This is a genomic window from Streptomyces sp. NPDC003284, assembly GCF_053589675.1.
Genome location: NZ_JBSFSI010000001.1, coordinates 368,884 through 383,492, shown reverse-complemented (window position 1 = coordinate 383,492; position 14,609 = coordinate 368,884). Strand labels below are relative to the sequence as shown.

Here is a 14,609-nt window from a genome sequence, read left to right as displayed (position 1 = left end):
CGCGCCTCGCGACCGCGCCCGCGTGACGGCAGCCCGGACCCGGCCGGGCGGCGGACGCGGGAGGGCACCCGCCCGGTCCGCGCGTGAGCGGTACGCGCGGTGCGCGGCGCGGTGTCACCCGCTCGACCCGGCGGGACGGCGGTGCGCGGGGGCAGGTGCGCCGGTTTGATGCGGGCGGACGTGTAGGCGGACGCGTGCGGCCCGGCGCCGGAGCGCGCGACGGCACGGGCGCGGGCACGGACCGGCGGCGCGCGCGCCGGTCCGGCGGACGAGAAGGCGCGCGCGGGGCGAGCAGGCCGGTCAGGGCGCGCAGGGACGCGGCCCGGACGTGGCGGAGAGAGCGGGGGTCTCAGGGCGGCTGCCGGTCGGTGCCGTGCGCCGGACCGGCCGGACCGGGTGGTGCGGGCGGTGGACAGGGAGGTCGCCGGGCCCGCCTCCGGCGCGGTCGCGACGCCGCTCGGTGCCGGGGCCGTCACCGGCCGGGCACCGGATGAGCCGTGCGGAGGGCCGAGCGCGGGGCGAGCAGGCCGGTCAGGGCGCGGGAACACCGTCCGGCCGTGCCGGAGAGGGAGGCAGGCCCGTGGCAAGGCTGTCGGCCGGTGCCGCGTGCCGGACCGGCGGGCCCGGCACGCGGCACCGGCCGACGCGAGGGGCGGCCGGACCCGTCGGTCCGGCCGCCCCCGTTCGTTCGGCGCGCTCGCGGCGCGTGTCAGTGCCGGGCCGTCACCGGCCGGGCAGCGGGTGGGTGGTGTGCGGGGCGCGCAGGCCGGTCAGGGCGTGCGGGGACACGGTGCGGCCGGTCGTGGCAGAGGCGGCGGCGGTGGCGCGGGTGAACGCGGGTGCGCCGCCGACCAGCGGGAGGGCGGCCGAGGTGCGCGACAGGTCCAGGGTGAGGGTCGGGGTGGTGGACGGCGGATCGATGAGGTCCTTGTCCGTGCCCGCGACGATCAGCGCCAGGCGGTGGCCCCGGGGCACGACGTGGTCGGTCGCGGCCAGGTCGAGCGTGAGCGTGTACGCCTTGCCCGGGACGAGCGGGCCGCCCTTGCCCTGCGGGGTGCGGTGGCCGAGGTCGGCCCAGCCGCGGCTGACGACGGTGAAGCCGACCGCGGTCGTCTTCGCGGCCGTCTCCAGGTAGCAGGCGCTGTCACCGGCGGTGCTCGCGCCCCAGCAGGTGCGGTCGGTGAGCGTGGTGATGCCCTCGCCGCCGTCGGTGTAGTCGCGGATGGTGTCGGGGCCGATGTCCACGAGGACGGCGGACAGATGGGCGCTCGCGGTGGTGGACGTGGCGGTCACGGTGACCTGTGAGGAGCCGGACAGCCGCAGGTCGCGGGTGAGCGGACCGGTGACGAACCCGGCCTTGTCCGGAGTCGGACTGTCGATCTGCGCGGCCCAGTCGGTCTCGCTGCGCTTCGGGTCGTCGGTGAATTTCTCCGTGCCCCGGGCGGGCCGCAGACCGAGGGTGCCGACGCCCGCGCGGGTGCCGGGCGCGGGGCGCAGGGTGGTCGTCGCGGTGCCGCGCGGCGGCCAGAGGGGGCTGGTCTCCCACTGGTCGGGGTGGCGTTCGACGTCGGCCATGGGTTCGCGGTCGATACCGTTGTCGTAGCCGAGGAGTTCGTGGTCGAACCAGCGGTGCAGGGTGTCGACCCAGGCGCCGCGGCGGTAGTCGAACGGGTCGACGTGGCCGGTCTGGGAGAGCCAGATCTTGCGCTCCACGCCATGGGCGGCGAGGGCGTCCCACCACTGGCCGAAGTTCTTGGTGCGGACGTTGAGGTCCTGCATGCCGTGCACGACGAAGACGCTGGCCCGGACCTTGCCCGCGTCCTTGACGTAGTCGCGCTCGGACCACAGGGAGGTCCAGTCGCCGTTGCGCGGGGCGCCGTCGACGAGTTTCTGCTGCACGGCGGCGCAGTGGGCGTGCGCGGCGTCGCTCTCGACGGCGTCGGAGAGCCATTCGGGGCCCGAGCCGTACAGCGGGGCGCCCTGGGAGAAGTAGTAGTCGTACCAGGAGGAGATGGCGCTGATCGGCACGATGGTCTTCAGGCCCTTGACGCCGGTGGCGGCCACGCCGTTGGCGATGGTGCCGTCCCAGCTCTTGCCGATCATGCCGGTCTTCCCGTCGGTCCAGGTGGCCTTGACGGGGGTGGTGCCGGTGCGGGTGCTGTAGGCCCTGGCGCGGCCGTTGAGCCAGTCGACGACGGCCTTGGCCGACTGGATGTCGGAGCGGCCGCCGACGTCGACGCAGCCGTCCGAGCGGTTGGTGCCGGTCAGGTCGACGCCGACGAAGGCGTAGCCGCGCGGCACGAAGTAGTTGTCGTAGTTCAGGGGCATCTGCACGACGTGGCCGTCCGCGTCGTACGTCTTCAGCTGGCTCTCGTTGCCGCGTCCGCAGCAGGAGTAGTAGGGGCTGGCGTCCATGATCACGGGCACCTTGCGGCCCTGCTGGGCCGCTTCCCGGGGCCGGACGATGTCGGCGGCGACGCGGTCGGACTTCCCGTCGCCGTCCCCGTCGAGTCCGGTGTCGACCCAGACGGACTCGCGGACGGCGTCGGCGTAGGAGTAGACGGGCCGGCTCTCGCGGGGGCCGCGGGCGTCCTGGTGGGCGGCGTGCGCCGCCGGGCTGAGGAGGACGGCCGCCAGGACGGCGACGGCCGCCACGGCGAGCGTTCTCCAGGTGGTCATGCGCATGCTGTTCGGCATGAGCGGGACGGTACAGGGGGCAACTGCCGTGCAGAAGAGGGAAGCTGACGTGTCGCCGGGACAGGGGTGACGAAAGGGACCACAGGAGCACGAGAGTGTTTCGCTCATGACGGCCGAATGGCGATCTTGTGACAGCGGTGGCCATGGACATGGCTGGTGTCACAGGGACTCAATAGGCTCCGAACAGACCTCGTCCCCCTAAGACTTGGAGCTGACGTGCACCGCAGAATCATCGTGCCGGGCACTCTGGCGGCGGCCTCCCTCCTGCTGGCGATCCCGGCGTCGGCCGCGAGCCACTCCCCCGGCGCGCCGGGCTTCGGCGACCCCTACTACCCCGACTACGGCAACGGCGGCTACGACGTCTCCCACTACGACCTCCGGCTGACGTACCAGCCCGCGACGGACGAGCTGGAGGGCACCGCGACGATCTCGGCGCGGACCACGCAGGACCTGTCCAGCTTCGACCTGGACTTCCTGCTGGACGTGAGCGAGGTGCGGGTCAACGGGACCAAGGCCGCCTTCACCACGGCCCGGCAGCACGAGCTGGTGGTCACGCCGAAGAGCCCGCTGGCCAAGGGCACACCGGTCACGGTGGTCGTGCGCTACCGCGGTGTGCCCTCCACCAAGAGCGCGTACGGCTTCTCCACCTGGCACCGCACCCCGGACGGCGCCGTCGCGGCGGACGAGCCCGAGGCCGCCTGGTGGTGGTTCCCGAGCAACGACCACCCCGGCGACAAGGCCACCTACGACGTGTCGGTGGCGGTGCCGGACGGTACGCAGGCGATCTCCAACGGCACCCTCCAGTCGGTCTCCTCCAAGCTGGGCTGGACCCGCTACAACTGGCGGCAGAACAAGCCGCAGGCGACCTATCTGTCCACGCTCGCGCTCGGGAAGTTCGACATCACCACCGGCACCTCCGAGGGCGGTGTCCCGATCGTCAACGCCTACAGCAAGGACCTCGGCGACAACGATGGCGCGGCGCGGGCGAGCGTGGAGCGCACCGGGGAGATCGTCGACTGGCTGAGCGGCTATTTCGGGCCGTATCCGTTCAGCTCGGCGGGCGGCTACGTGCCGAACACGACCACCGGGTACGCGCTGGAGACGCAGACCCGCGTCTACTACAGCCCCGCGCAGTTCGCCAACGGCTCCAACACCTCCGTGGTGGTGCACGAGCTGGCCCACCAGTGGTACGGGGACAGCGTGTCGCTCAAGGGCTGGAAGGACATCTGGATCAACGAGGGCTTCGCGCGGTACGCGCAGTGGCTGTGGTCCGAGCACGAGGGCGAGGGCACGGCGCAGCAGCTGGCGGACTACGTGTACGCCTCGCACCCGGCGGACGACGCCTTCTGGACGGTGAAGCCGGGCGACCCGGGCCCCGACCACCAGTTCGACGCGCCGGTCTACGACCGGGGTGCCGTCGCCATCCAGGCGCTGCGCAACGCGATCGGTGACAAGGCGTTCTTCGCCCTGCTGAAGGGCTGGCCGCAGCAGCACGCCTACGGCAACGCCTCCGTGGCCGACTTCCAGAAGTACGCCGAGCAGGTGTCCGGCAAGCCGCTGGCCGCGCTCTTCGACACCTGGCTCTTCCAGCCGGTCAAGCCGGCCGCTCCCGCGGCACGGGCGGCGTCCTTCGCCGCCCCGGCCGGGGCCGCCCCGGCGCAGCCCCGCTCGTGGAAGAAGATCGAGGCGACGAACGACGTCCACGCCAGGTGACCCGCGACCGGACCGCTCCCGGCCCCCGGCGGGCTAGGGGGCGGTCCGGGGCGGTGTCGATCGCCTCGTAGGGCGCGGTCGCGGTACCAGGCCCGGTACGCGGCCTCCGGCTCCGGGCAGCGGTCGGAGAGCGCGAGCACGAAGCCCCGGCCCCAGCCGCCCCGGTCGTCGCAGACAGGGGCGATCACCTTGGGGCCCGCTGCCCGCGGGGCGGTGGCGTCACCCCGGACATACCTGATCTCCGACATGACGCCACCGTACGGACCGCCCCTGACAGCGGCCCCGACCTGCTACTTCGTGAGGGACGGCGCCTCGGCGGCCTGCTCGGTGACGCGGCGGCGCACCCCGAACCAGCCGGCGACCAGCAGCACGGCGATCAGCGGGATCATGAGCAGGGTCTTGCGGCCGACGTCGGGGTCGTTCCACATCAGGCCCAGGCAGGCCAGCAGGAAGACGATGGTCACGCTCTCGGTGACCGGGCTGCCCGGGAGGCGGAAGTGCGGCCGGTCGAGCAGGCCCGCCTTCGCCCGGCGGACGAAGACCAGGTGGCAGACCATGATGATCACCCAGGTGCTGACGATGCCGAGCGAGGCGACGTTCAGCACGATCTCGAAGGCCTGGCTGGGCACCAGGTAGTTCAGCACCACGCCGAGCACGCAGACCGCGCAGGTCAGCAGGATGCCGCCGTAGGGGACCTGGCTGCGGCTCATCACGCGGGTGAACTTCGGGGCCGAGCCGGACATCGCCATGGAGCGCAGGATCCGGCCGGTGGAGTACAGACCGGAGTTCAGGGAGGACATGGCCGCGGTGAGCACCACGAGGTTCATCACGTCACCGGCGGCGGGCACGCCGATCTTGGACAGCACCGTGACGAAGGGGCTCTCCCCGGCCGAGTAGACCGAGCCGGGCAGCAGCAGGGCGAGCAGCACGACCGAGCCGACGTAGAACAGGGCGACGCGCCACATGATCGAGTTCACCGCGCGCGGGACGACCTTCTCCGGCTCCGCGGTCTCGCCCGCGGCGACACCGACCAGCTCCAGCGCGGCGTAGGCGAAGATCACGCCCTGCATGACCAGGACGACCGGCATCGCGCCGTGCGGCAGCAGGCCGCCGTGGTCGCTGATCACGCTCCAGCCGGGCGTCGTGCCGTCCACCTGGTGCTGCGTGGTCAGCAGGAAGATGCCGATCAGCATGAAGCCGACCAGGGTGGCCACCTTGACGATCGCGAACCAGAACTCCATCTCGCCGAAGATCTTCACCGAGATCAGGTTCACGGTGAGGACGACGGCGAGCGCGATCAGCGCCAGCACCCACTGCGGGACGGGCGTGAACAGGCTCCAGTAGTGCGTGTAGAGGGCGATCGCGGTGATGTCGGCGATGCCGGTCGTCGACCAGTTCAGGAAGTACATCCACCCGGCGACGTAGGCGCCCTTCTCGCCGAGGAACTCGCGCGCGTACGACACGAAGGATCCGGAGGAGGGCCGGTACAGGACCAGTTCGCCGAGGGCGCGTACGACGAAGAACGCGAAGATGCCGCAGACCAGGTAGGCGACCGCCAGCGCCGGTCCGGCGGTGTGCAGCCGGCCGCCGGCGCCCAGGAAGAGGCCGGTGCCGATCGCGCCGCCGATGGCGATCATGTTGACGTGGCGGTGCTTGAGGTCCTTGCTGTACCCGGCGTCACCCGCGTCGGCGGGTGCGGCGGTCGCCCGGGTATCGCCGGTGACCTGTGCCGTGCGCACGGAATCCTTGCTCACGCGGTGGTTTCCACTCTCTGGGGGCCGGGCAGAGGTGCGCCCGGGTGTCCGTACAATTCCGGCTCGGACCACTGGGGACGCGGTACAGGCCAGACAAGCAGCTTCCCCGAGAGATCACTTCTCATGCGATGACAGATGTCACACAGCGGGCCTTCTCACACTTTCCACGCAGATCGGTCACCGGCTTTCACACCATTGGTGCGACAGCGATACTGCTGCACATGACGACCACCGACACCGGCGAGCCGGCCCTCACCATCGACGAGCTGGCCGCGCGTGCCGGGGTCACGGTGCGCACGGTCCGGTTCTACGGCAGCCGGGGCCTCCTGCCGCCGCCCGTGATCGGCCCGCGCCGGGTGGGGCGCTACGGCCGCGACCATCTCGCGCGCCTGGAGCTGATCGAGGAGATGCAGCACCAGGGCATGACCCTGGCGGCGATCGAACGCCATCTGCGGCAGCTCCCGCCCGGTCTGAGCCCGCACGACCTGGCCGTGCACCGCGCGGTGGTCGCCTCCTGGGCGCCGGAGGGCGTGGAGACGCTGTCCCGGCCCGAGCTGGCGCGGCGGGCCGGGCGGCGGCTGAGCGACGAGGACGTGGAGCGGCTGGCCGCGATGAGCGTGCTGACCCGGCAGGACGGCGCGTTCCGGGTCGACACCGGGCTGCTGCGGCTCGGGGTGGAGCTGCTCGACGTGCCGCTGTCCGAGGAGACCGTGCTCGCCGCCCGTACGGCGCTGATCGAGCACGCGCGCGCGGCGGCCCGGGAGCTGTCGGGGCTGCTGCGCGACGCGGTGGCCGAGCGGGACACCGAGGACGTGAGGTCCCTGTCCGCGCACATGCACCCGCTGGTGGTGCAGGCGCTGCTGACCACCTTCCAGCGCTCGCTGAAGGAGGAGCTGCGGGAGTGGGTCGGCTCCCCCGAGGGCGCGCCCGAGAGCGCGCCCGGGACCCCGGGCAATTCCGGGGCCGAGGACGCGCCCTCCGGCTGAGCCGTGCCTCAGCGGGCGTCGGTGAAGGTCTCTCCGCGCTCCGCCTTGGCGACCAGCAGGGCGGGCGGGGTGAACCGCTCGCCGTAGCGCCCGGCCAGCTCCCGGGCACGGGCCACGAAGCCGGGCAGCCCGCCCTCGTAGCCGTTGATGTACTGGAGCACGCCGCCGGTCCAGCCGGGGAAGCCGATGCCGAACACGGAGCCGATGTTGGCGTCGGCGACCGAGGTCAGGACGCCCTCCTCCAGCAGCTTGACGGTGTCGAGCGCCTCGGCGAAGAGCATCCGCTCCTGCATGTCGCGGAAGGGGATCTCGTACCCGGGCTTGGTGAAGTGCTCGCGCAGTCCCGGCCACAGCCCGGCGCGCCGGCCGTCCTCGCCGTACGCGTAGAAGCCCGCGCCGCCGCTGCGTCCGGTGCGGCCGAACTCGTCGACCATGCGGTCGATGACCGCCTCGGCGGGGTGCGTGGGCCAGGTGCCGCCCGCCTCCTCGACGGCCCGCTTCGTCTCGGTGCGGATCTTGCGGGGCAGGGTGAGGGTCAGCTCGTCCATCAGGGAGAGCACCTTGGCCGGGTAGCCGGCCTGGGCGGCGGCCTGCTCGACGGAGGCGGGCTCGATGCCCTCGCCGACCATCGCCACGCCCTCGTTGATGAAGTGGCCGATGACCCGGGAGGTGAAGAAGCCGCGCGAGTCGTTGACCACGATCGGGGTCTTCTTGATCTGCCGGACCAGGTCGAAGGCGCGGGCCAGCGCCTCGTCGCCGGTGCGCTCGCCCCGGATGATCTCGACCAGGGGCATCTTGTCGACCGGGGAGAAGAAGTGCAGCCCGATGAAGTCGCCCTGGCGCTCCACGCCCTCGGCGAGCGCGGTGATGGGCAGCGTGGAGGTGTTGGAGCACAGCAGCGCGTCCGGGGCGACGACGTGCTCGATCTCCTGGAACACCTTGTGCTTGAGGGCCGGGTCCTCGAAGACGGCCTCGATCACCGCGTCGCAGCCCGCGAGGTCGGCCGCCTCGGCGGTGGGGGTGATCCGGGCGAGCAGCGCGTCCGCCTTCTCCTGGCTGGTACGGCCCCGGGAGACGGCCTTGGCGCACAGCTTCTCGGAGTAGCCCTTGCCCTTGACGGCGGACTCCAGGGAGACGTCCTTGAGGAGGACCTCGATGCCCGCGCGGGCGCACGAGTAGGCGATGCCCGCGCCCATCATCCCGGCACCGAGGACGGCGACCCTGCGCACCGGGCGGGGCTCGATGCCCTGGGGGCGGTTGGCGCCGGAGTTGACGGCCTGGAGGTCGAAGAAGAACGCCTGGATCATGTTCTTCGCGGTCTGCCCGGCGGCCAGCTCCACGAAGTAGCGGGCCTCGATGACCTGGGCGGTCTCGAAGTCGACCTGGGCGCCCTCGACGGCGGCGGCCATGATGTTGCGCGGCGCCGGGTAGGGCGCGCCAGCCGTCTGCTTGCGCAGGTTGGCCGGGAAGGCGGGCAGGTTGGCGGCGAACTTCGGGTGCGCGGGGGTGCCGCCCGGGATGCGGTAGCCGGGCCGGTCCCAGGGCTGCTGCGACTCGGGGTGCGCGTCGATGAAGGCGCGGGCCTTGGCCAGCAGTTCCCCGGGGGTCTCGGCCACCTCGTCGACCAGGCCGTTCTCCTGGGCGCGGCGGGCGTTGTACTGGGTGCCCTGGAGCAGCACCTTGAGCAGGGCGTCGGTGATGCCGAGCAGCCGGACGGTGCGGACGACTCCGCCGCCGCCGGGAAGGAGGCCGAGGGTGACCTCGGGGCAGCCGATCCGGGTGCCGGGCGTGTCGAGGGCGACGCGGTGGTGGCAGGCGAGGGCCAGTTCGTAGCCGCCGCCGAGCGCAGCGCCGCCCAGGGCGGCGACGACAGGCTTGCCCAGGGTCTCGATGCGGCGCAGGTTCCGCTTGATGGCGAGGCCGCCGTCGAAGAGGTCCTGCGCGGTGTCCGGGGTGACCCGGATCAGGTCGCGCAGGTCGCCGCCGGCGAAGAAGGTCTTCTTGGCGGAGGTGAGGATGACGCCGCGCACGGAGTCCTTCTCGGCCTCCAGGCGGTCGGTGATCGCGGCGAGCGAGTCGCGGAACGCCTGGTTCATGGTGTTCGCGGACTGGTTCGGGTCGTCGAGGACGAGGGTGACGACACCGGTGTCGTCCTGTTCCCAGCGGATGGTCGTGCTCTCGGTCATGTCAGGGTCTCCGTAGAAGTCCGGGGGTCCTGGGCGCTGCCGGCCCGGGGTGCCGCTGGGGGTCAGACGCGCTCGACGACGGTGGCGATGCCCATGCCGCCGCCGACACACAGGGTGGCCAGGCCGTAGCGCTTGTCCTGGCGCTCCAGTTCGTCGACGAGGGTGCCGAGGATCATCGCGCCGGTGGCGCCGAGCGGGTGGCCGAGCGCGATGGCGCCGCCGTTGACGTTGATCTTGTCCAGCGACAGGCCCATGTCCTTCGCGAAGCGCAGCACGACCGCGGCGAACGCCTCGTTGATCTCGACGAGGTCGATGTCGTCGATGGTCAGTCCGGCCTTGGCGAGGGCCTTGCGGGTGGCGGGGGCGGGCCCGGTGAGCATGATGGTGGGCTCGGAGCCGGAGACGGCGGCGGAGACGATCCGCGCGCGCGGGGTGAGGCCGTGGCGCTCGCCGGTCTCGCGCGAGCCGATGGCGACGAGCGAGGCGCCGTCCACGATGCCGGAGGAGTTGCCCGCGTGGTGGACGTGGTCGATCTTCTCCACCCAGTGGTACTTCTGGAGGGCGACGGCGTCGAAGCCGCCCAGCTCGCCGATGTCGGCGAAGGACGGCTTGAGCCCGGCGAGGGAGTCGGCGGTGGTGCCGGGGCGCGGGTGCTCGTCGTGGTCGAGGACGACGAGGCCGTTGCGGTCCTTCACCGGGACCAGGGAGCGGGCGAAGCGGCCCTCCTTGACGGCGGTGGCGGCGCGTTCCTGCGAGAGGGCCGCGTACTCGTCGACGTCGCGCCGGGTGAAGCCCTCGACGGTGGCGATCAGGTCGGCGCCGATGCCCTGGGGCACGAAGCCGGTGGCCAGGTTGGTCATCGGGTCGTTGAACCAGGCACCGCCGTCCGAGGCCATCGGCACCCGGGACATCGACTCGACGCCGCCCGCCAGGACCAGGTCCTCCCAGCCGGAGCGCACCTTGGCGGCGGCCAGGTTGACGGCTTCGAGGCCCGAGGCGCAGAAGCGGTTCTCCTGGACCCCGGCCACGGTGTCCGGGAGTCCGGCGGCGACGGCGGCGATCCGGGCGATGTCGGAGCCCTGGTCGCCGACCGGGCCGACGACGCCGAGCACGATGTCGTCCACCGCGGCCGGGTCGAGGTCCGGGAAGCGGGCGCGGATCTCGTGGATGAGTCCGACGACCAGGTCGACGGGCTTCGTGCCGTGCAGGGCGCCGTTCGCCTTGCCGCGTCCGCGCGGGGTGCGGATCGCGTCGTACACGTACGCTTCGGTGGTCACGGGCAGACCTTTCACTGAGGGTTTTCCGGGAGCGGGGTCGCGGGCGGGACGGACAGGGCGGGCAGGTGCCAGTCGGCGGCCACGGTGTCGGCGCCGTGGCCGGGCCCGGCGGGCGCGGTGCGCACGGTGGCGGGGGTCGCGGAGAAGCGGGGCGCGGGGGCCGGCTGGGTGAGGCCGGCGTGTTCGGTGAAGGTGCCGCGCGCGGCGAGGTGCGGGTGGTGCGGCGCCTCGCGCAGCGACAGGACGGGCGCCACGCAGGCGTCGGATTCCTCGAACACGGCCGTCCACTCGTCCCGGGTACGGGTGCGGAAGCGGGCGGCGATCGCCTCGCGCAACGCGCCCCAGCGGGTCATGTCGTCGCGGGCGGGCGCCTGCCCGGGGATGCCGAGGCGGGTCATGAACTCGTCGTAGAACCGCTGTTCCAGCGCGCCGACCGCCATGTACCGGCCGTCGGCGGTCTCGTAGGTGCCGTAGAAGGGGCAGCCGCCGTCCAGGAGGTTGGCGTGGCGGCGGTCCTGCCAGGCGCCGGCGGCGAGCATGCCGTGCAGCATCGCCGACAGATGGGCGGTGCCGTCGACCACGGCGGCGTCCACGACCTGTCCCTCACCGGTGGCGCGGGCGTGGTGCAGGGCGGCGAGGACGCCGACGACGAGGTAGAGGGAGCCGCCCGCGTAGTCGCCGAGCAGGTTGGCGGGGACGGCCGGGGGCCGGTCCGGCTCGCCGATCAGGCCGAGGGCGCCGGTGACGGCGATGTAGGAGATGTCGTGCCCCGCGCGCGGGGCGAGCGGTCCGTCCTGTCCCCAGCCGGTCATCCGGCCGTAGACCAGGCGGGGGTTGCGGGCACGGCACTCCTCGGGGCCGACGCCGAGGCGTTCGGCGACGCCGGGCCGGTAGCCCTCGATCAGGATGTCGGCGCGGGCGGCGAGGTCGAGGACGCGGGCGGATCCTTCCGGGGACTTCAGGTCGACGACCACCGCGCGCTTGTTGCGGTGGGTGACGTCGGCGGCCGGGTCGATGCCGAGGCCGGCGCCGCCGGGGCGGTCCACCCGCACCACGTCCGCGCCGAGGTCGCCGAGCAGCATCGCGGCGAAGGGCCCGGGGCCGATCCCGGCCAGCTCCACCACGCGCACCCCGGTCAGCGGGCCGTCCCGTCCGGGTGTCCGTCCTGTCGCCATCCGGGGCCCCCTCGCTGTGACACAACCGATGTGACACCGACGATGCTATGAACGCGCCGCACCCGGCACAAGCCCTGAACGAGCAAGCGCTTAGCCAAACCCGGCCGGACGCGCCGCGCGTGCGCCCGCCGTGCGCGCCGGACCACCGCACCCGCGCCCGCGCCCGGCCGGTCTCGCCCGGTTCCGCCGGTCCCGGCCGCCGTCGGCCGTTCCCGCGCGCGCCGGACGCCACCCGCGTCGCCCGGTCCGGCCCTCTCACGCTAGCCTCGGCCACCGGCAGTGGCGCGGGGACGCCGTCCGGCGGAGCGAGGGGTGTCATGAGCAGGATGAACAAGGCGGAACGTCCGTACGACATCGTGCTCTTCGGAGCCACCGGGTTCGTGGGGACGCTCACCGCGCGGTATCTGGCCGAGCACGCCCCCGAGGGGCTGCGGTGGGCGGTCGCGGGCCGCAGCGAGCGGCGGCTGAAGGAGCTGCGCGAGGAACTGCCCGGCGGCGCGGACGTCGCCGTGCTGCGCGCGGACGCCACCGACCCGGCCTCCGTACGGGAACTGGCCCGGCGGACCCGCGTGCTGGCCACCACCGTGGGTCCCTACGTGGCCCACGGCGAGGAACTGGTCGCCGCCTGCGCGGACAGCGGCACCGACTATCTGGACCTCACGGGCGAGCCCGAGTTCGTCGATCTGATGTACGTACGGCACGACGCACGCGCGCGGGAGACCGGGGCGCGGCTGGTGCACGCCTGCGGGTTCGACTCGGTGCCGCACGACCTGGGCGTGTACGTCACCGTGCGGCAGCTCCCCGAGGGCGTGCCGCTGGCCGTGGACGGGTTCGTCCGGGCGCACGCCGGCTTCTCGGGCGGGACGCTGGCCTCCGCGCTCAACCAGTTCGCGCGGCCGCTGCGGATGCGCGCGGCGGCGCGGGAGCGCGCGCGGCACGAGCCGCGGCTGCCGGGGCGCCGGGTCTCGGTGCCGCCGGTGTGCGCGCCGCGCTTCGCGCCGGAGGTGGGCGCCTGGGCGCTGCCGCTGCCGACCCTCGATCCGCAGATCGTGCTGCGCTCCGCGCGGGCGCTGGAGCGCTACGGCCCCGACTTCCGCTACCGCCACTACGCGGCCGTACGGCACCTTCCCGTCGCCCTCGGCGGGGTGGCCGCCGTCACCACGCTCACGGCGGCCGTCCAACTCCCCCCGGCCCGGCGCTGGCTGTCCGGCCGGATCAGTCCCGGGCAGGGGCCGAGCCCCGAGCGGCGGGCCAGGAGCTGGTTCTCGGTGCGCTTCGTGGGCGAGGGCGGCGGACGGCGGGTGCGCACCGAGGTGGCGGGCGGCGACCCCGGGTACGACGAGACGGCGAAGATGTTCGCCGAGTCGGCCCTCAGCCTCGCCCTGGACGACCTGCCCGACACGGCGGGCCAGGTCACGACGGCCGTCGCGATGGGCGACGCGCTGGTCGAGCGGCTGCGCGCGGCGGGCATCGCCTTCCGCACGACGACGGCGGACCGTTAGGGTCTTTCGTCCGGATCAGGCCGGACGGGCGTCCGCCGTCGCCTCCTTGAGCGCCCTGCGGCACAGGGCGTCCGCCCGGCGGGTGGTCTCCGGGAGCCGGTAGGAGGGGGTGAGCGCGAGGGTGTGGGCGCAGGCGTTGTCCAGGCTCACCCGGTGGCCCACGGAGACGAAGACGGGTTTGACGCCGTCGCGGGTGCGCAGGGCGCGGCCCACCTCGTCCGGACCGGCCAGCAGCGGCGCCGCGCTGCCGCGCGCGCTGCCCGGGTCGTCGTGGGTGAAGGTGAACGGGTTCTTGGCGACGCCGATCGTCGGCAGCCCGGTGAGCACACCGAGGTGGCAGGCGAGGCCGAAGCGGCGGGGATGGGCGAGGCCGTAGCCGTCGCAGACGACCAGGCCGGGCTCCCGGTCCAGGGCGCCGAGGGCGGCGAGCACCGTGGGGATCTCCCGGAAGGCCAGCAGACCGGGGACGTACGGGAAGGAGATCCGGCCGACGGCGGTGGCCTCGGCGACCACCCGCAGCGTGGCGGCGTCCAGCACGACGGCCGCCGCGGCGACGACGTCCGACTCGTCGTCGTAGGCGACGTCGACCCCTGTCACATGCCCCGTCCCCGGCGGCGGTCCCGGCTCGTCCAGCACCAGGCGGGCGCGCAACTCGTCCTGGCGGGCGCGGGCCTGCTCCTCGGTCGTGGGCCAGCCCTCGGGAATGCCTACGGTCGTCGTCATGGTGCGAGGAGCCTACGGCGTGGCACGGCCGGGCCGGGGCGGCGGGGTGGGGCCTTGCCGTGCGGGGTGGGGCCTTGCCGTGCAGGGTGGGGCCTTGCCGTGCAGGGTGGGGCCTTGCCGTGCAGGGCGGGGAGGACGTCCGCTCCCGGTGCTCCGGGACGGGCTCGCGGTCCGGCCGCGTGTGCCGGTGGCGGGCCCGTCCCGCGCGGGCCCGGTCAGTTCTTGCCCAGGGCCCGCTGGAGCTGCTGCTTGTTCATGTCCGAACGGCCGTGGATGTTGCGCCGCTTGGCCTCTTCGTAGAGCTGGTCGTAGGTGGGACCCTGGGAGCCGTGGCCCGAGCGCTGTCCGCCGCGCCGGCCGGAGGACATGTCCTGCGTCGAGACGCGGCTCGCGGTCCTGGACTCGCCCGAGCGGGCGCGTTCCTTGTTGACCGTGCGCGCGGCGATCTCCTCGGCCCGGCCGGTGCTCCGGCCCCGCTCCAGCTCGCTCTCCTTGATGTGTTCGTACTGGCGCTCGCGTTTGGGACTCGACCCGCGTGGCATGCCGTTCACTTCCTCTCTGTCAAGGAACGGATACCCGCATCCTGGAACAATTCG

General features: G+C 73.3%; 10 protein-coding genes and 1 pseudogene. 3 read left to right on the top strand and 8 right to left on the bottom strand.

Annotated elements, in window-relative coordinates:
* Positions 1-723: 723 nt before the first annotated feature.
* The gene (locus ACWDYF_RS01690; RefSeq protein ID WP_389464304.1) at positions 724-2,697 is read right to left on the bottom strand and encodes a Xaa-Pro dipeptidyl-peptidase; all 1,974 of its coding nucleotides are present in this window, start codon (positions 2,695-2,697) and stop codon (positions 724-726) included.
* A 216-nt stretch (positions 2,698-2,913) separates the two neighbouring features.
* Here ACWDYF_RS01690 and ACWDYF_RS01685 point away from each other — a divergent pair, with 216 nt between their 5' ends.
* Positions 2,914-4,410 carry a M1 family metallopeptidase gene (locus ACWDYF_RS01685; RefSeq protein ID WP_381739290.1) on the top strand — a complete coding sequence of 499 codons (1,497 nt, stop codon included), beginning with the start codon at positions 2,914-2,916 and terminating at the stop codon, positions 4,408-4,410.
* A gap of 71 nt (positions 4,411-4,481) precedes the next feature.
* On the opposite strand, the pseudogene ACWDYF_RS01680 reads toward ACWDYF_RS01685, so the two are convergent.
* Positions 4,482-4,658, bottom strand: a pseudogene (locus tag ACWDYF_RS01680) (Appr-1-p processing protein); the annotation flags it as partial.
* 42 nt (positions 4,659-4,700) lie between these two features.
* Positions 4,701-6,164: an amino acid permease gene (locus tag ACWDYF_RS01675; RefSeq protein WP_389464306.1), complete on the bottom strand. Its 1,464-nt coding sequence runs from the start codon at positions 6,162-6,164 to the stop codon at positions 4,701-4,703.
* Between the two features lie 221 nt (positions 6,165-6,385).
* Here ACWDYF_RS01675 and ACWDYF_RS01670 point away from each other — a divergent pair, with 221 nt between their 5' ends.
* Positions 6,386-7,150, top strand: a complete 765-nt coding sequence (locus ACWDYF_RS01670; protein WP_389464308.1) for a MerR family transcriptional regulator — start codon at positions 6,386-6,388, stop codon at positions 7,148-7,150.
* A gap of 8 nt (positions 7,151-7,158) precedes the next feature.
* Here ACWDYF_RS01670 and ACWDYF_RS01665 read toward each other — a convergent pair whose 3' ends face one another.
* The 3 genes from ACWDYF_RS01665 to ACWDYF_RS01655 all read right to left on the bottom strand — a co-directional run bounded on the left by ACWDYF_RS01665 (position 7,159) and on the right by ACWDYF_RS01655 (position 11,788).
* The gene (locus tag ACWDYF_RS01665) at positions 7,159-9,336 is read right to left on the bottom strand and encodes a 3-hydroxyacyl-CoA dehydrogenase NAD-binding domain-containing protein (protein WP_389464310.1); all 2,178 of its coding nucleotides are present in this window, start codon (positions 9,334-9,336) and stop codon (positions 7,159-7,161) included.
* A 62-nt stretch (positions 9,337-9,398) separates the two neighbouring features.
* Entirely contained in the window at positions 9,399-10,613 is a 1,215-nt protein-coding gene (locus ACWDYF_RS01660; protein ID WP_389464312.1) for an acetyl-CoA C-acetyltransferase, read from the bottom strand.
* An 11-nt stretch (positions 10,614-10,624) separates the two neighbouring features.
* Positions 10,625-11,788, bottom strand: coding sequence for a CaiB/BaiF CoA transferase family protein (locus ACWDYF_RS01655; RefSeq protein WP_389464313.1), 1,164 nt, complete (start codon positions 11,786-11,788; stop codon positions 10,625-10,627).
* A 317-nt stretch (positions 11,789-12,105) separates the two neighbouring features.
* On the opposite strand from ACWDYF_RS01655, the gene ACWDYF_RS01650 reads away from it, so the two are divergent.
* Entirely contained in the window at positions 12,106-13,290 is a 1,185-nt protein-coding gene (locus tag ACWDYF_RS01650) for a saccharopine dehydrogenase family protein (protein WP_389464315.1), read from the top strand.
* Positions 13,291-13,305: 15 nt separating this feature from the next.
* On the opposite strand, the gene ACWDYF_RS01645 is transcribed toward ACWDYF_RS01650, so the two are convergent.
* Entirely contained in the window at positions 13,306-14,013 is a 708-nt protein-coding gene (locus ACWDYF_RS01645) for an endonuclease V (protein ID WP_389464317.1), read from the bottom strand.
* A 215-nt stretch (positions 14,014-14,228) separates the two neighbouring features.
* Positions 14,229-14,555: a plasmid stabilization protein gene (locus ACWDYF_RS01640; protein WP_381739307.1), complete on the bottom strand. Its 327-nt coding sequence runs from the start codon at positions 14,553-14,555 to the stop codon at positions 14,229-14,231.
* Positions 14,556-14,609 lie beyond the last annotated feature (54 nt).